The 20898-nt window shown below is 56.4% G+C and carries 10 protein-coding genes; all 10 read right to left on the reverse strand.

The features are described from left to right. Positions 1 to 19 precede the first annotated feature (19 nt). Positions 20 to 532 carry a flavodoxin domain-containing protein gene (locus PBOR_RS18625; protein WP_042214177.1) on the reverse strand — a complete coding sequence of 171 codons (513 nt, stop codon included), beginning with the start codon at positions 530 to 532 and terminating at the stop codon, positions 20 to 22. Positions 533 to 568: 36 nt separating this feature from the next. Next, positions 569 to 1342: a 4'-phosphopantetheinyl transferase family protein gene (locus tag PBOR_RS18630; RefSeq protein WP_042214180.1), complete on the reverse strand. Its 774-nt coding sequence runs from the start codon at positions 1340 to 1342 to the stop codon at positions 569 to 571. Positions 1343 to 1352: 10 nt separating this feature from the next. Further along, entirely contained in the window at positions 1353 to 2135 is a 783-nt protein-coding gene (locus tag PBOR_RS18635; protein ID WP_042214183.1) for an enoyl-CoA hydratase-related protein, read from the reverse strand. Between the two features lie 9 nt (positions 2136 to 2144). Further along, positions 2145 to 3377, reverse strand: a complete 1233-nt coding sequence (locus tag PBOR_RS18640; protein ID WP_042214185.1) for a hydroxymethylglutaryl-CoA synthase family protein — start codon at positions 3375 to 3377, stop codon at positions 2145 to 2147. Then, positions 3378 to 4682, reverse strand: coding sequence for a beta-ketoacyl synthase N-terminal-like domain-containing protein (locus tag PBOR_RS18645; RefSeq protein WP_042214187.1), 1305 nt, complete (start codon positions 4680 to 4682; stop codon positions 3378 to 3380). It lies immediately after the preceding gene. Continuing rightward, positions 4669 to 4908: an acyl carrier protein gene (locus PBOR_RS18650; protein ID WP_042214189.1), complete on the reverse strand. Its 240-nt coding sequence runs from the start codon at positions 4906 to 4908 to the stop codon at positions 4669 to 4671. The genes PBOR_RS18645 and PBOR_RS18650 overlap by 14 nt, the downstream gene beginning before the upstream one ends. Continuing rightward, positions 4905 to 8477 (reverse strand): ACP S-malonyltransferase, encoded by a 3573-nt coding sequence (gene fabD, locus PBOR_RS35565; protein ID WP_052429549.1) that lies wholly within the window; start codon positions 8475 to 8477, stop codon positions 4905 to 4907. Before fabD ends, PBOR_RS18650 begins: the two co-directional genes overlap by 4 nt. A 26-nt stretch (positions 8478 to 8503) precedes the next feature. Next, the gene (locus PBOR_RS18665; protein WP_042214191.1) at positions 8504 to 9181 is read right to left on the reverse strand and encodes an MBL fold metallo-hydrolase; all 678 of its coding nucleotides are present in this window, start codon (positions 9179 to 9181) and stop codon (positions 8504 to 8506) included. 141 nt (positions 9182 to 9322) lie between these two features. Continuing rightward, on the reverse strand, positions 9323 to 11878 hold the full coding sequence (locus PBOR_RS18670) for an alpha/beta fold hydrolase (RefSeq protein WP_042214193.1): 2556 nt from the start codon (positions 11876 to 11878) through the stop codon (positions 9323 to 9325). Next, on the reverse strand, positions 11875 to 20880 hold the full coding sequence (locus tag PBOR_RS18675) for an SDR family NAD(P)-dependent oxidoreductase (protein WP_042214196.1): 9006 nt from the start codon (positions 20878 to 20880) through the stop codon (positions 11875 to 11877). The genes PBOR_RS18670 and PBOR_RS18675 overlap by 4 nt, the downstream gene beginning before the upstream one ends. Positions 20881 to 20898 lie beyond the last annotated feature (18 nt).

Raw genomic sequence — 20898 nt, forward strand, 5'->3', positions numbered from 1 at the left:
TTCCAGGCTCCGGGGCTGCTCATGTGAGCTGGCGCAGCTCCTGGAGAATCGGCGAAATATTTTCCTTGCGCACATCGTCGCAGTTTCTGACCATTTCTTCCGCCATTTCCTTGCCCATGAACAGCCGGGTCATTTTCTGGCCGACTTTCATCATGGTTTTGTCCTTGTCGGCGAGCTGTTCAAAGTTAAACCGGCCTTCCAGCGGGAAGTATTTCAGCCCGGCACGGATTTTTTCGGGGATGCTTTTATTGTAGTTTTTAATGGAGGCTTCGCTTTGCACTGGTGTTTTGGAGACGGAGAAGAGGATGACCTTCTTATGCTGCAGCTGATCCCAGACTTTCTTCAGATAGTCGGCGATGACCAGCTTCTGAACCCGGACATAGGTACCTATAATGACTGTGTCATACTGGCCTGCCTGCTTAATGTCAAAGACGTCGATGTCCGCGAGATCGGCTCCAAGCTCCTCCGCGATCCATTCCGCATACTGCTTCGTACTTCCATAGACGCTTGTGTAAAGGACGAGACTTTTCATAAAGCACCTCCTGAAATTTTGGTTACCCACCACAGGTTAATACGGCAGCATCTCTTGCAGACATTGCAAAAACCGGGCTTCCGAGCTGTCGGTCATGGCCTTGGCCGGAAGCACAATGGTAAAAACATATTCGCGGCGCAGAATGGATATAGCCTTGAATTGCGGGAAATTCTTGAACTGGCTGATCACACTCTGTCCGCTGCGGGCACACGTTTTGATTTCGAACAGCTCGGTGGGAACGGTGAAGCCGGTCTGAAGCACTTTGGACATCGCTTCCTTGGCCGTCCAGAGCAGAGTCAGGAAGAGCGGCGGTGCAAGCGGCGGTTCAAGTCCTACCATCAGCCCCTCTTCCTCCTTGGAGGTAATTCTTCTTAACGCATCCATAGCCTTCTCATCCACCAGCTCCATGTCAACGCCAATCAGAAGACGCGGGTCATAATCAACCGCCGCTCCAAGAGTGTCGCAATGGGTAATGGTAATCTTCCGGTCCCTTCCGGCCACCATCGGCTGGCATAGAATCCCGTGATCAACCCTTATTTCGGACAGATCGTCCTGTTCCTCGGCCACGGCCATTTTGGCGGCCAGCTTGCCGAGCAGATAGCTGTTGCGGCGTCTGGGGTATTTGAAGCCGAAGTATTGCTCCTTCTCCGCCGCGCTCAGATAATCAAGAGGCCCGTCCTCCGGCGGCAGGGAAACCACACTCAGCTTCAGCCCATAGCGTTCTTCCGGGCCTTCCAGCTCAAAGCTGATTTTTCTTACCGTGCTGGAGAGAAACGGTTCGTATTGCCTTGCGAAGGTTGTATACAGCATCTCTGCGCCCCTATTCTTTTTCCCAAGGAAATCTTTTGTACCGCACATAATTCTGAATGTTCTCCCTGATTTCTGCAGAAGCGGTCAGCTTGTCGATCTCCGCCACGGCGGCATGCTCCATCGTTTCGTTAATAATCCACATTTGCCGGAAATAGCTCTTGATCTCCCTGACTGTCTGCGGCGTGATCCGGCTGATTCTCCGGTACAGCCGCAGAATGCTGGCATCCGGATCAGCGGCCACTTCATCGGCTAGCCTGCACTGCAGTGCTTCATTTGAGGACATGGGCAGCGTGGTCAAGGTCATCTTGTACGCCTGCCAATACCCGGTCCGCCGGATCAGATAAGGACTGACAAGTGCGGGAACAAGCCCCCAGATCGCTTCGGGCAGGGCAAAGGTGGAGCGCGGCGTGGCGACCACATAATCACAGGCAGCCATAAGTCCGACACCACCGGCAAGCACCTGCCCGTCTATCTTGGCAATCACCATTTTGGACAGTTCGCCAATCCGTTTCATTGTCTGCATAAAGTCTACGGAAGGTGGTGCCGCAGCATCCCCGGGTTCTCCGGCACCCTCGTCCGTGAACGCCTGAAAGTTCATCCCGGTACAGAAATAACCGCCAGTGCCTTCAAGGACAATCACCCGGCAGGCGCTCAGCTCCTCCAGCATCCCTAAGGCGTGCTGCAGCTCTGACACCAGGGAGGCGGTGATGCTGTTCTTGTGTTCCGGACGGTTCATCCGGATGCTGTACAGCCCTTCGCCCAAGTGACTTACGGCAATGGAGCGATAGTCCATAGTCACTGGTCAGCTCCACGCATATTTGCGGTGAAAGTCATCGACTTCAGTCAGAACAAGATAGCCTTTGCCCTTAAAGAAATGGTCATAGACTTGGCTGAAAGCGGAGAAATCCACCTTCTTGTCCCGGATCCCGAACAGCCATTCCACGTTCTGGTCCAGGATGTCGTCATATTCCTCGAAGCTGAGTTCGTAGCGGCTGTCCAGCTGGGCCTGAATGTTCATCGCGCTCAGCTTCCTTACGGATTCCGGCGTAATCACCCCGCTGTAAAATTCCGAAGAGCAGCCTGATCCGTAGGAGAATAACCCGACTCTGCGGTAATCGGCGATGTCTGCCTGGTCAATCAGACTGCATAGGCTAAGGTATAGAGCTGCGGAATAGACATTGCCCACCTGCATGCCGTAAGTAAGGGACGGGGCAACTCTTTTGTCAAAATCCTGCTGGACTGCTGCGCCTCTTAGTTTCAGCTCATCATGGATCAGCTTGCGGTGCGCGCCTTTGACCATGCCGCCGAATGGCGTATGGAAAGCAAGGTAATCAAAGGTCTCCTGAAAATGGACGCCGTCCACCTTTTCCTTATAATTCTTATAGGCGTTCTCCAGGCAGTCCAGATAGGACAGCAGCGACAAATCCGGGTTCCCGGTCTCGATCTCCGGCAGCGGCCGGCAGGTATCCATCACCTCATAGCTGTATTGTCCGGTTGCGCCGAAATCCAGCTCCAGAATCTCCGGATTGTCACTGATAAGCATGGCCACGGCTCCAACAGCCTGAGTCGGCTCCCCGTAGGTGCTCTTAGCTGCTGCTCTCGCTACATCTGTGGCAATGACCAGCGCCTTGGCTCCGGGAGAAGCACCCGAGGCGATGAAGCAGGCAGCCATGTGCAGCCCGGCCGTTCCGCCGTAACAGGCCTGCTTCAGCTCGAACAACCGGCAATGGCGGCTCAGCCCCAGGTAGTCATGGATATATGTACTGAGCGATTTGCCGAAATCCACACCGGACTCGCTGGCTGTAATCACCAGCTCGATCCGGCTTTTGTCCTCTTCGCTTAAGGCGTCGATGATCGGCTTCGCCGCATTAACCCCGCCCGTTACGGCATCTTCGCAGGCTACGCCCACTGATTTCCGGTCCATCATCAGATTATCGAACCGGCTGAGGTCAAGCCCTCTGCCTTCAAAGATACTCCGGGCCGGAATTACCGCCGGTCCCCCGTAAAAGTTGATGCTCTCAATTCCTACTCGCATTCAGCTTGCTCCTTTTCTGATAATAATTCCGGTATTGATTCCTCCGAAACCGTAGGAATTGCTAAGCCCATAGGTAATGCTCGCCTGTTCCGCCTGGCTGGAAGCAAAACGGTGCTCCCGGCTGATCGGGTTCTCCAGAGAGGGCAGCGGGTGAAGGAAATTGCCCTGCATCTGGAGGATCGTCGCCACGGCTTCCACCACTCCGGCCGCATACAGGCAGTGTCCGGTCAGCGCTTTGGTCGAATTCAGCCGGATGTGACTGACATGGCTGCGAAACACCCGTGAGATTGATTTCAGCTCCGTCACATCTCCCAGCGGTGTAGAGGTGCCGTGCGCATTGATGTAATCAATGTCAGAGGGGGTAAGTCCGGCGGAGCGGAGCGCCTGCTCCATCGTCCGCACCTGCCCGTCTTCACTCGGATCAGACAGGCTGTGCCCGTCCAGAGTTGCTGCGCCTCCGGCTATGGTCGCCAGCACCTCCGCTTCCCGGGATTTCGCGCCGTCCGCCCCCTCCAGGATCAGGCAGGCGGAAGCCTGCCCGAAGATGAAGCCTTCATGCCTGCTGTCAAACGGCCGGCACGCTGCGGCGGGTGCATCATGGAAGCTGCGGCCTCCGTACGCACCGATATTGATGAAGCCTTGCAGCTCCAGCGGGGACAGATCGGCCAGAGGTCCAATGACCATGCAGACATCGGCAATCCCGAGCTGGATTAATTGCGCCGCCTTCAGCACCGCCGCGTTGCCGCTGGCTGAGGCTCCACCGACCGTCGCTCCTTCTCCCTGGATGCCGAACATTTCGCTCAGCACCCCGAGCTGATGGGTATCCATGTAATTCAGCGCATATCTGGGATGCAGCAGCTCCGGCCGCTCCCCGCATTCCTTCATGGCTGCATAGCTGACAGCAGGTGAAATATTGCTTCCGGCAACGATCAGGCCAATCCGCTCTGCTTCCGGCTTGCGTATGTTCAGCTTCGCCTGCTGCCAAGCCTCGGCTCCGGCCAGCGCGGAGGCCTGAATCGATTTGCCGGAGATTCTGAACAAACGGCCGGCATTGCGGGATAATTCCCCTTCATAGCGGCGGAAGGATTCCTGCAGCCCTTCCCCGCTCAGCTCTGCGCCGATCAGCGGCTGCCCGCCTGGATAGGTTAATCCTTGAAGGTAGCCAACTCCGCTGCGGCCGTCTTTCAGGGTTCGGCCGAAGGCTTCCACACCGCTTGCCGCCGGGCTGAGGATGCCCATCCCGGTGACGGTCACCGGGCGGAAATCCCCAAACCGCCAGCTTGCTGCGCCGCTAGAGGTTCTCATGCAGGAAATCTACGACCTCTCCGATATTTTTCAGGCTCCCGAACTGCAGCAGCGGGATCTTGATCTTGAGTTCGTCCATGGTGTCGGAAATAATATCAAAGCGGTCAATGGAGTTCGCGCCGAGATCCTTCATGCTTACTTCTCTCTGGATCTGGTCCGGGGTTAAATCCGGCAGGATATCGATCATTTTACTCTTCATAATTTCCAGTACCTGATCTTTGCTCATACAAGAACCTCTCCTTTTATAATCTGGGCTGCCCCGTCCATCATCTTGACGGCAATGTCTCCGGCACGGCGGTTTCTCCAGGCTTCCAGCGGTGTGCCCTTCACCCACTGGTTGAAGGCTCCCATGGCCGGGCCGCAATGAATGCTGTAATTGACCTTATTGCCGGATTCACCGGCGATGGCAGATGCTTTGCCATTGGCGATATACCATTTGAAGACGGCTGCAAGCTGCTGCTTCGAATCTCCCTGGACCGCAGCCCGCTCCTCTGCAGACATCCCGTGTTGGCATGCCGCCAGAACGTCCGCCAGCGGCTGGCCGAAATATTTGTCTTCGAGCTGAGCCTTCGTCTTGCTGTCCAGCTGCGCGATGGAGCCGGTATTGCGGTACACCTCATACAATTTGTTGGCTCTTGCGGAGAAGAACAGCCCTTTCTTGAGCACCTGGGCTTTGCCGCCCAGTTCGAACAACTCCAGTGAAGGCACATAGGCCATGTCGTAGACATTCACCTGCTCCAGAAGCTCCTTCACCTCCGGGCTTGCGCCGCTCTCCACCGTGCACTGATTAATCGATCCGGTCAAAATAAAGTCCGCGCCCATCAGGAACACCCCTGCCGCGGCTTCCGGTGTTCCAATCCCTCCGGCGGCACCGATGTGCATCTCCTGCACCGGAGCGAAGGTGCCCGACAGTTCCTTCTTCAGACGAAGAAGCGTCGGCAACAGGCTGATGAGGTTGGCCTGATCGGTCGGGCCTGCCGAATCCCCTGCCGCGCAGAGATCATCCGCCACCGGAACAAGCCGGGCCAGTTCTGCCTGCTCTGCCGTAATCTGCCGGTCGGCCAGCAGCTTGTCCACGATTCGTGCCGGAGCCGGCAGCATGAACAGCTTGGCGATATCCGGCCGGGATACCTTGGCAATGATCCGGTTGGCACGGCGCACGGTTCCATCCTCTGCTCTCGTAAGTCCCAGCAAACGGTACTTTACAAGCGCCGGTGTCAAGGTTAGATACGAGGAGGCTTCAACCAGCTGAATCTTCTCTCTCAACAGGAGGTCTATCTGTTCTTCTTCCCGGTTCGGATAGATCGGATGATAGGTTACGGCAACTCCAATAGGTTTGCTGTTCCCCAGCTCCCGGCGGATATGGCGGATAGCGTTCGTAAGCTCTACCGCCTTCATCCCGCCTGCTCCCAGAAAAGCGAGACAGCCTGTTTTCCCGGCCTCCACGACCAGTTCTGGGGAGGAAATTCCGTCATTCATCCCTCCCAGCAAATACGCATAGTCCAGTCCGTAGCGCTGCTTGAATGCAGCGCTGCCGAGCCGGGTGCCGGTGAAGGCAGTCTCCGCCTGAATCTGCGCCTGGACGGCCTCCGGCTCCACTGTGAAATCTGCGGCCGAAGTTTCCCCGGCTGCTGGCGGTTCAATTCCTGGAGGGATCTCTGAGATTTCTGAAACCTCTGAGACCTCAACCGCATTCACCTCAGTTACCTCAGTTACCTCATATACCGCATTTAGTGCATTTTCAGCATTTGCAGCGTGAACGATTGCAGCCTCTTCGGAAATCTCCTCCGGTTTTTTCACGGCCTGTTTCACGGCTTCAGCCGTGTACGCAGCTTCAACTGCTGCAACGGGCTCAGCCGCTTCCGGTGCCGTCTCTGCTTCGGCAGTTGATGCCGATTCGGCAAAGGACAGCTTGGCCTCGGCGGCATCATCTACGAACAGCGGCTCCGCTTCCCGTTTGATTTTGCTGATTAAGCCTGCGATAACGTGACCCGGGCCGATCTGGGTCAGCTCCATTTCGGGATGTCTGCCCATGAGGTAGCGGACGGATTCGGCCCATTTCACGCTGCTGACCATCTGTTCAGTCATATAATGTACGGCTTCGCCTATGGAATAAGGCCGCGCCGTCAAGTTGGCAATGACCGGAATGGACGGCGGCGCGAACTGGAACTGGCTGAGGAACTCCTGGAATTGCATCGCTGAACTGCGCATATAGCGGGAATGGAAGGCCCCGCTGACATTCAGAATGACATAAGCGGAAGCTCCATTCTGTTCGAAAATTTCTTTGGCGGCCTGCACATCCTCCATCAGCCCGGAAAGGGCAATCTGCGTAGGGGTATTCAGGTTGGCCACATCCAGCTTATCGAGGCGGTGGTCGGCGAGTATCCGGAGGATGGCTTCCTCGGTCAGTCCGATGACAGCGGCCATGCCGCCGCCGGTCGCCGTGCTCATCAGCGCGCCTCTTTTTTGCACAATCTTAAGTCCGGTCTCGAAATCGAACACGCCTGCCGCATACAGTGCACTGTACTCGCCTAAGCTGTGCCCGGCCACGAAATCGGGGGCCTCGCCGGAATTCTGCAGCTCCTTAAGATACGACAATACATTAACGACATAGAGCGCTGGCTGCGTATAAGCGGTATTATCCAGCAGCTTGCTGCTGTTCTTCAGACACAGCTCTTCGATGGAATAGCCCAGCACCCGGTCGGCAATCGCGGTGTATTCGGGGAACTCCTTGAACAGCGTGCCTCCCATGCCAATGAACTGCGCGCCCTGCCCCGGAAATAAATAAGCCTTCATGTTCATCTTCGGCTCCCACGCCTCCTTCTTAAGGTTCATTTGCCCAAACTCGGCTACAAGCTCATTCAACTTCTTCAGTTCGCTGCCCATGGGCGTAATCACAGACCGGATATTCTGAGCCTGCGGCTGTCCCAGAATATATCTGCTGAAATTCTCCAGCGTACCCGACGGGCCCAGGTCGAGAAACAGCCGCTGCCCACCGGAGGACAGGCTCTCCAGCGCATCGCGGAAATTCATCGGCTTCCTCAGCACATCCCACAACAAGGACGCTTCCACTGTCTGTACGCTTCCTCCGGCCATTGCCGATACGAGACTGACTCCCTGGGCAGGAGTCTTATAGTCAACCTTCTGCAAATATGTACGGTAAGGCTCCTCCAGTTCATCGATGGACGCGGAATGGAAGGCATAATTCACAGGCAGCTTCAGACTGGCAATGCCGCGTTCCTTGATAAACTGCTGGATTTCTTTGATGTGCTCGCGTTTGCAGGCGATTGTAAAATGCTTCTCAAAGTTCACGGCAATCAGCTCCGCGCGGGTGTTCAGCTCCGCGTTCCCGTGGTACAGCTGTTCATTGTCCAAAATGGCAATCATCGCGCCGGTTTTGCAGGTCTTTTTGAGCAGCTCGACCTGCTTCACGATCAGCTCCAGCGCCTGCTGAGGCGTCAGCACCTTGGCCACCGCCAGCGCCACATATTCGCCCAGGCTGACCCCCAGCGTATAGCGGGGAGCAATTCCCTCAGCCTGCAAAGTCTCCGCCAGCGCATATTGAACCATGAAGATTGCGGGATGGGTATAGAAGATATCTTCGAATTTGGAACCCTTGCGCTTCGTGTTGAGATACAGCTCTTCTATCACGCTTTTGCCGGTCAGATCCTGAAAAATACGGTCCAGCTGTTCCATGGATTGACGAAACACCGGCTGATTCTCGTACAATTCGAGACCCATCTTGTTGTATTGCGAGCCTTGCCCGGAGAACATAAACACCATTTCGCTGTGCATTACGGTACCTCCTGAATGTGAGCAGCTTATTTGAAATCAAATACCCTGGCATTGTTCTTTCTGTTTCTGTATTTCACAAAATGATTGATGTCATCAATCTGGAAATACAGATTTCTTTTATAGAGATAGCTCATCTCTTTGCCCGGCGGATCGCCGAAGGAATGGCCCGGGAACACCCGCACGTTCGCCGGAATCAGCCGGATCAGCCGGTGGATGCTGTAATACATATCCTCCGCCGATCCCCCCTCGCTGTCGCATAAGCCGCAGCCTTCGATAAACACCGTATCCCCGGAGAAGAGGTTGTCTTCGGCCCAGTAGCAGACACTTCCCTGCGTATGCCCGGGAGTCACCAGACAAGTAATCTGGGTCTCGCCGATGCGGATCCGGTCCATGTCTTCGACAGTTCTGAGCCGGGTGCAGCGGTATCTGTAGTAATCCGCCTCTGTTCTGGAAATATAGACTGACGGATGGTAGAGCATTTCCAGTTTTTTGACCATATTGGTATGATCGAAATGAGAATGGGTCAGCAGTACGGCCTCCAGGGTAGCCCCATGCTTCTCCAAAATCTGAATCATCTGCGATACATCCCAGGATGGATCAACAACAAAAGCTTTGCGGGAGGTCTTGTCAATTCCGAGATAAGCGTAGTTAGAAAAAGTCATACACTGCGTTTTGATGGTAAACAGATCATACGTTGCTTCCATGTCCGCCTCCTCGAAAATCTGGTCTGCCGTATTTCCACAATTTTCTTTATGAATCTACTAAATTATCTTCTACGATTTCCTTGAATGTCAATGATTGTTTATGCTGTATAATGTTAAAATTAGTTTCATATTTTTGAATTTTTACCGTTTGTGGGCTGCGACGAGAACACAGTCGGCTATAAAGCGCCGTTCATCGTCGCCGGGGAAGACATGGATGTCCTGATAACCGGAGTCCACGAATACTTTTTCCCAGGCATACGGGTCAATAATCGGGGATTTATCGCGCAGGCTCCGGTCCTCGAACATCCACCAGCCTTCGGCCAGCCCCCAGACCATATCCACCCAGCGCAGGCGTTTGCAGGCCTCGATCAGCATCATCTGGCCGCCCGGTACAAGCAGCTGCCGCAAATTGGCCAGCGTTCCTCCTATATCCTTGGTGGCATGGACCACATTCAGCCCGAGCACGACATCAAAGCTGTTCAATGCCAGACCCTGCTCTGCCGGATTTTTGCTGATATCAAAGGTCTTAAAGCGCAGAGAAGTGAATTCGGGATTATCCTTCGCCTTGTTGATAAAATATTCACCGATATCGGTGAAATAGTAGTTCACATTCGGGAGGTCTGCCAGATCCAGCAGCTGCCGGGTCAGCAGTCCGGTTCCACCGCCAATTTCAAGGATATTAAGCGGCCCGCCGCCTTCGCCCCTGGAGATCAGCAAGGAGAGAATATCATGCACCACCCGGGCGTAGACCCGTTCCCTGCCATGCTCCACGGTATCCCGGTTGCTCCGCTCCAGGGCATCCGAGCTGCCCTTAGGGAACAGTACACTGACCGGAGGGATCACTCCGCTGAGCGCATCCTTATAATTCCCGGTACAATAATCCAGAAACTGGAGCATCCCTTTGAATTCAGGGAAGTCCTGCAGACAGGCCTCATACAGCTGCCCCGGCTCCGGAATTTCCGCCTCGGCCTTGATGAATTTGACGCGGCTGTTCAGCAGCTTCACGACCCCGTCTTCCGCCAGCATGTCGATCATGCAGTCCAGCAGCTTGGTATACCCGGGGAGGATCTTCAGCTGCTTCACCCAATCTGTCCGGTTGTGAATCGCACCGGGAGTGGTGTCAATTCCGCACTGCCTGATATACCGGTAGGCATAGCTCATGCACAGCTCATTCAGCCGCTCTTCCAGTCCCTCGTGGCCTTCGATTCCCCGTATATCCAGCTCCGACCTGCGCAGCTGCTCAGCGTCCAGAATTTGCGCGTAGCTGTCCCGCAGACTGAAGTGGCGTGCAGCCTCCGGCCGGAAGATGAACTCTTCCATCGCCCGGTGCAGCTGTTCATGATGCGTCATGAACAAGAAGTGGGCGGCGTCTTCCATTTCAATACAGCGGGCACCGGGAATGGCGGCTGCCATTTCTTTGGACTGCCGGGTATTGATAATGGTATCGTTCTTGCCGTATACGATCAGTACCGGAACCGGAATGCGGCCGATCAGCTGAATGGTGGAGTAGCTCTTGTTATTGCCGGGCAGATAATATTCCATATACTTCGTGAAAATCTGCTTGTTGATGCTCTTCCCGTATTCCATCAGCTCCAGTGAATCCAGCCCGTGTTCGACTGCTTCAAGATCCTTCTTCATCGCTGCGTCGGCATTCATCTGCGGGTTCTCATTGACGATTTCATAGATGGAGCTGACCAGAATCAGACTGGAGACACGCTCCGGGTACTCCACGCTGAATGTTTGCCCGACGAGCCCCCCCCAGGAAATACCGACAAAATCCACCGCCTCGCTCACACCCAGATTGTCCAGCACCTCTGCTATCACCTTGACCCTGTGCTCCAGCGAATAGTTGTCGATATCCTCACTGAGCCCGCAGCCCGGATTATGGATGCTGATGACCCGGCAGCGGCTGGAGAAATAATCGAGCTGATGCAGGATCATCGGCGAGGCCATACCCACACCGCCGACAATGACTAGCGGCTTGCCCCGGCCGGAGACCACCACCTCCATCTTCTGCCCGGACGAGGTATTCACCAGCAGTTGAATATATTTGTGCGGCACCTTGTCCAGTTCCGCTGCGGACAGCAGCGGACGATAGCCTGTGCCGGCGGTATCGCCGGAGGACTCGGTAAGCCTGCTCCAGAAGTCGAGGAAAAAGCGGTCCGCGCTGTTGACCAGCCACAGGGAATGCTGGGAGGCATCTTTGAATTTCTCTGGCTCATTGGAGCCTTGAGAAAGGAGGTGGCCTGTATGCTGTACAGCAGGCTCTCCGCTGAAGCTGATGTCTGCACCGGCAGACTGGGTTAACAAAAACCCGCTTAACATGTTGATTGTGCTGTATTCAAAGAAGACATCCAGAGGAAAGCTGAACCCCAGCTTCTCTACCAGATAGCTGTGAAAGGCCGTAAAGCTGATGGAATCAAACCCAAAGCTTTTCCAGTCGGCATCCGGGTGAATTTTGCCCGCCGGAACCTTAAGCAGCGTGGCGACTCCCTCCACCAGCAGCTTGTTCAGTTGCCCGGCCAAATCCTGCCGGTCCGCAGAAGCCGCTTGGCGCGGCTCCTCCTGCGGCGGCTGTGGCTGCGGCTTGCTTGCCGGAAGCTGACTGTTCTCCCTGATGATCTTCAATGCTTCCTCCGGAGACATTTGCTGATTCTCCACCAGCTTTAACAACTGCATTCTCGAATAGGTGCTCATTCCAAGAGATCCCCCACTAACAGATTTAAATTCTCGGCGCTTATTTCCCCTTTATGCACCTTGTTCAGCCACAGCAGCAGCTGATCGTCGTCCAAGACAACAGGCTCTTCTTCCATTAGTGCTTCTGCTTCCGGAGCATGAACCGGGCTTATGGCAGAGGATTGGACGCTTAGGCGGTCCGGTCCGGGCAGCCAGTATCTTTCCTCATCAAAGGCATACTCGGGAAGCGGCGTCTTGCGCAGCGGCTGCGTATACCAGGCCGTCCAGTCTATGGCCACTCCCTGCACCCATAGCTGGGCAAGCTTATCCAGCTTCTCTGCAAGCAGCAGCTCATTCATGAACAAGCGGCTCTCTTCGCCGTCGAACAGCTTGCTGAGCGCCGAGCGCTGGCTGCTCTGCCCTTCATAGATGCCCGGCTGACCTTGCAGCCCGGACAGGTACATCTCCAGCTTCCCGTGAAGCATGCTCAGGCTGTCGGCCACAATGGCCAGCCGCTCCGTCATCTCGGAGCGTCCGGTCTGCAGACTGTAGGCCAACTGCTCCAGGCTGAGGCTGTCCGGCAGGACAGTTCCATCCAGGTGCACTCTGCTGCGTCCCTCCGCATAGTAATTGCTGATCCCGGCAGGGTCATGCTGCAGCAGGAACATCACCAGACTGTTCAGCGACGAGAAGCCGTACACGGCGTCCTTGAATTCGAGACTGAATTTGTCCTTCAGCAATTCCAGCAATTGCACATTCTTGACTGCGTCAAGTCCGTATTCCTCCAGCTCTGCCGCCGGGTCAATGTCCTCCCCGTCAAGAACCATCACCTGCCTGAACAAGGCAATGACATCGCGCCGCAAGCTTGTTTCCAGGCTGTGGGCGTTGTTCTCCGCAGGAAGGGCAGCCTCTCCCGCAAGGCTGCGGGCGATCAAGGCCTGGAGTCTGCGGCTGTTCTCTCTTAGACTGCTTTGGCTTTTGGCAGAGAGGATAATGATGTGCCGGGCACGGCTCTTTGCAGGCAGGTCCACCGGCGGATTCCGGAATTCTTCCAGAATGACATGCGCATTGCTGCCGCCTACACCGAAAGCGCTGATGCCCGCCCGGCGCGGAATCTCGCTGCCACCGCTGCCGGTGAGCGGCTTCCATGGGGCTGTATGCGCTGCAATGCTGAGGCCGCTGCCTTCCAGCTTGATATAGGGATTCAGCTCCTTGAAGTGGATATTGCCCGGAATCTTCCCGTGCTTCATGGACAGCAGAACTTTGCTTACCCCCGCTATGCCTGCCGCGGATTCCAGATGGCCGATCGCTGTTTTGACCGAACCGATTACGCATTGCGGCAGCACGGACTCCGGCTTGCCCCACTCCTGGTACAGAGCTTTGAACGCCTTCCTCAGTCCCTCTACTTCAATCGGATCCCCCAGGCTGGTGCCTGTTCCGTGCGTCTCAATATAAGTGACCGTGGAAGGATCTATCCCCGCCCGTTCATGTGCGCGGATAATAACTTCCGCCTGGGATTTGGCATTCGGAGAAGTAATCGAATTCGATTTCCCGCCGTGGTTGACCGCTGTTCCCCGGATCACACCATGAATATAATCCTTGTCCCTAAGCGCGGCAGACAGCGGCTTCAACAGCAGAGCCCCAGCCCCTTCGCCTCTCACGTATCCGTCGGCGTCCTTGTCGAAGGTCTTGCATTTCCCGTCCTTGCTCAGCATCCCCAGGCTGCTGCCGGCGATGAACAGGTTCGGGCTGGCGATCAGATTGATTCCGCCTGCGACTGCATAGGGGCACCCTTCATGCCAGATCGACTCCACCGCCCGGTGGATGGCTACCAGTGAGCTTGAGCAGGCCGTGTCAATCGGCTCGCTCGGTCCGCTCCAGTTGAAGAAATAAGAAATCCGGTTCGTCAGCATCGTGCGGGTCAGCGTGGTGGCAATCTCATCCTTCAGCAGCAGCTCCTGATAATCCCCGTTCGATACCCCGATGAACACCGAGGTCCGGGTTCCCGACAGCTCCTCCGGCTTGTAGCCCGCATTCTCAAGCGTATGCCATACGGTCTGGAGCATATGTCTTTCCTGCGGGTCCATCTTCTCCGCTTCCACCGGCGAAATGCCGAAGAAGAGCGGATCAAAGGTGTCGATGCGCTTAAGGAAGGCACCGTATTTCACATCGGTTCTGCCCGTCTCCCGGCGCGGGTCGCCGTAGCGGTTCTGCCAGCTCCAGCGGTCTTCAGGAATGGTCGTGACCATGTCCTTCTGTGCTTCCAGATTAGACCAGAACTGCTCCAGATTGTCCGCTCCGGGCATCATCCCGCTCATGCCCACGATAGCGATAGGCTCCCTGGTGTCCGGCAGGGCACCGGTGTTCCGCCCTGATCGATCCGCCAGGTCCGGGAACAAGGAGGTATCCGGTTTGCGGTGCAGCAGCCTGAATGCAGTCTCCGGCTGAAGGTAGGGTTGCCGTGCTTCCGCTTGCAGGGCCTGAACCGGGAGGCGTTCGCCGCCTCGTTCCGGCGGTGCAAAATGAAGGTCAATCACCGTCCGGTATTCACCGTAAATCGCTTCCGCAATGGCCGCCGGAGTAGACTGCTCGAAGAACAGCGTTGGTGTAATCTCCACTCCTAAGGCCCGGTTGATGGCATTCGATAGCTCAGTAAACGAGATCGAATCAAAGCCAAGCTCACTGAGATCAGAATCCCGGCTGACCTCGCTCCGGCTGCTCTTGAGAATATCCGCCATGATGCCGATGAGCGCTTCCTCCAGCTGATGGCTTACTCCGGTATCCGCAGGCACTGCGGCTGCAGCGGTGAAACTGCCTTCCGGCTGCCGGATTTGCCGGCTGGCCTCTCGAACTTGGCCGGTGAAGGTACGGATGATCTTCTCCTTATCGCCTGACACCGCCATCACCTGGTCCTGCCGGAAGGACAGGCTGTCTTCCAGGGCCAGCAGTCCCTGTTCATCGGACAGCGGGCACATCCCGAATCTGGACCACAGCAATTCCCTGGTACCGCTGTCTACCTGCATTCCGCCATTTTCCCACAGGGACCAGTTCACAGCGGTATCGCTTCTGCCCCGCTTCTCATTCATCAGCGCCACATAGTGATCCAAGAAGCTATTGGCATAAGCGTAATCGCTCTGACCGATATTTCCGACTAATGCGGTTGAGGAGGAGAAGGGTACGAACAGCAGCTCCGGATTTTCCCTCGACAGCGCCCGGTACAGATAAACCGTTCCGTATACCTTGGGACTGAGCACATCCGCAATATCCGCCATGTTCTTCTTGACCAGCAGCGAATCCTTAATTACACCTGCGCAATGAATGACTCCATCCAACTGGTTAAACAGATTCTTAACCTCAGCTACCGTAAGCTCAACTGCTTTCGCATCGGCCAGATCCATAGAAAGATAGACCGCATCTGCACCCAGCGAATTCAGCCTCTCCAGCTTGCCCGGGTCACCGTTCGGACTTCTGCCGCACAGCACCAAGCGTGCCTGGTAATTCTCCGCGAGATGCTCGGCAACCTTATAGCCCAGTCCGCCCAGTCCGCCGACGATCATATAGACACCGCGGGCCTTCAGCTGGCGCGTGCGGTCCCGTGGCGGCTGTGCAGTGATTAACTGGCGGGTATATCTGCTGCCCGCTTCATATTTCACCTCATGTTCAGAATGGCTGCCTGAAAACTCCTGTTCCAGCACAAGATTCAACCTGCTGTGATCCTTAATATTGATCAGGCTTCCCTGTAATTTGGGATTCTCCAGCGCCACTGAGCGGAAGAAACCGGACAGTGCGCTATAGGCGGCCACCGTTTTCTCATCGCGGTATATGCAGAACAGGCGGACCGGAATTCTGAACCGGAAGGAAGCCAGCCATCTGCACAGGTGGAACACCGGATAGACATCCTGAGCCACACACTCTCTGACCGTCCGGGCGCCTGTGCCGTTTAGAAGATAGACAATCTGCAGCTTCGTATCTTCAGCAATGCCGCAGGCTTCGGCCAGTCTTGTATAACTCTCCGGGTCAGCCGGATCTATCTGAAACTGATTAACGGCTAATGACTTGTACGAAGAGCCAAAGCTTACCCGTATGGCAGCGTCCGCAAGTGCATTTGCCAGACTCGCCTCCTTCTCCGCCGGAGCGCCGCCTATGAGCAGTAGTCTGGCTCCCGAAGCGGACGGCACTGCAAGTGGCTCTATGGGACTCTCCACCCAGTCCGGGGTCAAATAGACCAGCTCACTTCCGGCGGATTTCGGCTGCGGCAGTGCTGCGGAAGCTCCCGCCAGCTGGTTCACCTGAAACGGACGGATGGAGAGCTCCTTCATTCTTGAAACCACTTGTCCGGCTTCCGTCAGAAAAGCGATATCGAATTTCAGTCCCTGGCCCGGCGAGCGCTGAACATAGGCATAGGCAGGCTGAGCTGAAGCTTCTAGTATTTCGAGTTGCCCCAGCACGAACGGCACAAACAATACCTGCCGGTCAATCAATCCTGTCCGATAGGCAAAAGCCACCGCAGATTGCAGGCCTCCATCGGTCAGGGTCGGGTGCAGCTGATAATTGTCCAGTGTGGACAGAAGACTGTCCGGAACAGCCAGCCTGGAGACGGCTTCGGACGGATTGCAGTACAAAGCCTGAATCCCCGAGAACCGGCTGCCCAGCTCAGCGCCCAGACTGCCCAGCAGTTCATAATAGGCACGCGCTTCCTGCTCGCCCCCGCTGCTTCTGCCGATTATGGCGCTGATATCCAGGCTCTCCGGTCGGAAGTCCCCGGAAGAACTCAGTTCCAGCTTGCCCTGGGCATGTTCCACCCGCAGTCCGCCTTGCTCGGAGTAGATCCGGAAATCGATCCCTTGAGGTCCGGGCTGCACGGCGGTTTTGACTTGTAACGCTTCCTTGTCCACAAGCACCGGAGCCGACCAGACCACATTGCGGATTCCGGTTACAGCATGCTTGGGATCGGCCAATGCTCCGGCTGCCCGAACCATTTCCAGATAGACAACGCCCGGCAGGACATGCCCATGGTCGGCCAGATAAAACTCATCGCCCTGAAAGGTCTTCGCAAACTCCTGTTCATACAGCGTCGACAGATTGCGGTCGATCAGCGCATGCAGAGCTGGCTCCGAGGCTACAGTCTTAGCGGAAGCGGGGTCTGTCTTCTTCAGCGGCATCCAATACCGGGTCTGTGCAAAAGGATAGCCCGGCAAGGACACTCTCGCCGGACGCTGATTCCCGTACAGCTCCGGCCAGGCAATGCTGCCTCCGGCCGTCCATGCCTTGGCGAGGAATGCATGATCCGCAGCCTTCAAGGCATGGGCGATTTCCGCCGGGGAATAGTCCGCAGCTCCCGCCTCCGGACGGGATTTCTTGACGCTGCCCGTATACAGGCCGGGTGCTTCATATCCGCCGCAGTAGGCGGCAAGCCTGTCCCGCAGCTCCTCTGAAGTAGATGCGACGATAGCCAGCCGTTCCTCCAGCTCTTCGCGTCCTGTCTGGAGGGTGTAGGCGATCCCGCGCACATCCGCATCTGCATCTTCAGCAAGTGCGCCGCTGAAGAGTGCGGCATATTCGCGCAGCCGGTCACGGTTCTTGGCCGACAGGAGGAAGACCACAGGTTCATCCGCAACTCGCACAGGAGCCGCAGAAGGTACATACTCCTCTATGACGGCATGGGCGTTGGTGCCGCCGAAGCCGAAGGAGCTGACACCGGCGCAGCGCGGTAAGGACCGGCCATACTCGTCCACCTTCGCCTCCCAGGTCTTCGTGCGTTCCAGCACGTAGAACGGCGAGCCCTCCAGTTGAATGTAAGGGTTCAGCTCCCGGAAATTCAGGTTGCCGGGCAGCTTGCCCCGGGAGAGGGACAGCAGAACCTTAATCACTCCGGCAATGCCGGAAGCCGGTTCAAGATGACCGATGTTCGTCTTGAACGCGCCCAGACCGATCTGCGGGCCGGGAGCCGGAGCTTTGCCCCAGCTCCGGTACAGCTCGGAGAAGGCTTTCTTCAGCCCGTTGATTTCCACCGGGTCCCCCAGCTCCGTTCCCGTTCCATGCGTTTCGATATACGATACCGCAGCCGGATCAACGCCCGCTTCTGTGAAGGCCTGCACCACCAGCTCCGCTTGCGCATCCGAATTGGGGGCTGTGAGGGAATGGCCCCGCCCGCCGTGATTCTCGGCCGTGCCTTTGATCACGCCGTAAATGTGGTCGCCATCCGCCACGGCCTGGTCCAGCGGCTTCAGCACTACGACGCCGACGCCTTCTCCTTTGACATAGCCGTTCGCACTGCGGTCAAAGGTTTTGCACTGGCCCTCCGGTGAGAATACGCCCATGACTCCCGCACCTACATAGGTATTGGGATCAAGCATCAGGCTCACCCCGCCTGCCAGCGCAAGGCTGCTCTCACCGTGCTGGATGGATTTCACCGCCCGGTGCAGGGCGACAAGACTGCTGGAGCAGGCGGTATCGATCGATTCGCTGGGTCCTTTGAAATTGAACAGGTAGGAGACGCGGTTGCTGAGCAAGGCCGTTGCGTTGCCGATGCTGGACTGGGCCTGAATTTTGTCCATATTTGCGGACAATAACTGCTGGTAATCGGTAAATTGTACGCCGGAGAATACGCCTACCGGCTTCCCGGCGAGGGCAGACATTTTATATCCGCTGTCCTCCACCGCTTTCCAGACAGCCTGAATATATAATCTGTGCTGCGGGTCCATCAGCTCGGCTTCGCGGGGCGACAGCTGGAAGAACTTGGCGTCAAAGGTATCATGGCCGCCGATAAAGCCGCCCCAGCGCGAATTGGTCCGGTTCTCAGCCTGCAGGTCGGTGCTGTAATAGGCCTTCCAGTCCCAGCGGTCTGCGGGAATTTCCCGGATCTGATTCTCCTGGCGCTCAAGGAATTGCCACAGCTCCTCCGCCGTGTCCGCGCCCGGCAGCTTGAAGCTCATGCCGATCACCGCCACTTCCCGCAGCGCCGCCGCGTTCGGCGCGGCCTTTGTGCGGCTGGTCTTGCTGCGGCCTGAGAATTTCTGGGCCAGCGGCAGCAGCCCGGGCGGCTGTGCTTCGCCTGTCCCTGCACCTGCTCCAATGGAGCGGGGCAGACCCGCAGGAACTTCCTGCGGAACGGATTGTGCTGCCGGACCAGATAGTGCAGCAGGATCAATCTGTGGATTCGACTGGATTTCCGCCTGCACCGTCAGCGGTGCAATTCGTGTCTGCTGCTCTGGTGAATCAGCTGCCGGAATCCCGGCGGCATAATGCGCCTGAATCTCCTGGCAGAATTCCTCCAGCAGGAACGGGGTCAGCTCGCTCAGTGTGGTTTTAGCGAAAAAGACAGCCGGAGACAGTTCAATTTCATACAGCTCGCTTAACCCATCGGCAAATTCCTTCAGTGAAATCGAATCAAAGCCGAAATCGCCCATGTTCTCATCCGGGTTCAGTTTTCCGGGCTGTGTCTGCAAAATTTGCGCCACCAGGTGCAGCACATCCTGCATCACCTGTTCTTCCATGGACTCCGTTGTATTCCCCGTATGCTCCACCTTCGCTCTTCCTCCTCTGGCCTGCACGGCCTCCTTCGGTTTCAGCCTCAGCTGCGTTTCCAGCCTTGTTCGTTCCCCGTATACCATTGCGGCTTGCTGCTCCTGACCTGCCAGGATGGCCTCAAAAGCGCCAATGCCCAGCTCCGCCGATAAATAACCCATCCCGGAAGTCTGCAAATAGAGCTGTTCCCCCTGATTGTCCAGGTGCATTCCGCCGGCTTCCCATAGCGGCCAGTTTATGTAGATGCTTCTGCCCTGCCGTTCGCCCTTCTCCACCCGTTCATGCCTGCGGCGGCAAAACCGGTCCAAAAACCGGTTCGCTACCGCATAATCACATTGTCCGAAATCCCCGAGCAGGGATGAAGTCGAGGAAAAGGCGGCAAAGAAATCCAGCGGCTCCTGCTGCGTGGCTTCATCCAGAGCGGCAATGCCCGCAATTTTCGGCTGAAGAATCTCTGCGAAGCCGGCCGTGCTTTTCTGAAAAATAAGCCGGTGGCTCGCTTGTCCCGCCGCATGAATCACACCGTTAATGACTCCGTAATGCTGCTTGGCCTGCCGGATAGCCGAATGCACTTCAGCGGGCTTCGCCATATCGCAGGACAGATACAGCGCTTCTCCGCCGGAGGCACGCAAAGCCGCCAGTTTATCCTCCACGGAGGCGGTAAGCGGACTTCTTCCCAGCAGAACCAGCTTCGCCCGGTAATTCTCCGCGAGATGAGTGCCCAGGATCATGCCCAGCGCGCCGGCTCCGCCGGAGATCAGATACACGCCGCCTTGCTTCAGCAGAGCGGGTCCGCCGGTCTTCAGATCAAGCTCGCTGAACTGCTGCTCATATCTGCGGCTCTGCCTGTATCTCACCTCGTGTGCAAAAGCAAAGCGGGTCAGCAGGCTTTCCTCCCGGATGAGTTCCGCCAGATTCGCATCTCCATCCTGAAGCTCGATATGGGAGAAGCGAAGACGCGGATATACCCGCTGCAGCGAGCTGCCGTAGGCTCCCAGAGCCTGGGTTGCAGGCTGATCTCCGCCGTTCCGGGAGATGGACAGCCAACGGACATTCAGCCGCAGCTTCAGGGCATGGAAGGCCTGGACCCAATGAAAAACAGTGAAAATGGCAGCGGTATCCGGCATCATCAATGAATCTTCGGGCGGCGCGGCATTCTTCCAGAGCATCGCCATATAGGCGATTTGCAGCTTGTCCTTGGCAGCTTCAGCCAGCACAGCGGTATAATCCTGCTCTTCCGCAGGATTGATGATGTAAGTATGATCCGCTTGTTTGTGGAAGGAGCTTCCCGCCTGGACGGTAATCACGGTGAAATCCTGGCTTAATTCCCTGGCTGACGCCTGGCCTTCCATGTCCTCCGCTTCCATAAACAGCAGCATTGACTTAGCCTTTTCCTTATCGGGAATCGCCGAGGCTTGCGGAACAGGGGCGGATTCCGCCCACTGCTCCCGGAAATAGATTAATTCCTTAAGGTCTTCCGGTTTATCCATGCTCATTGTGCTGACCACCAACCT

Origin of the sequence: Paenibacillus borealis, from assembly GCF_000758665.1 — a bacterium.
Classification (GTDB): domain Bacteria; phylum Bacillota; class Bacilli; order Paenibacillales; family Paenibacillaceae; genus Paenibacillus_AQ; species Paenibacillus_AQ borealis.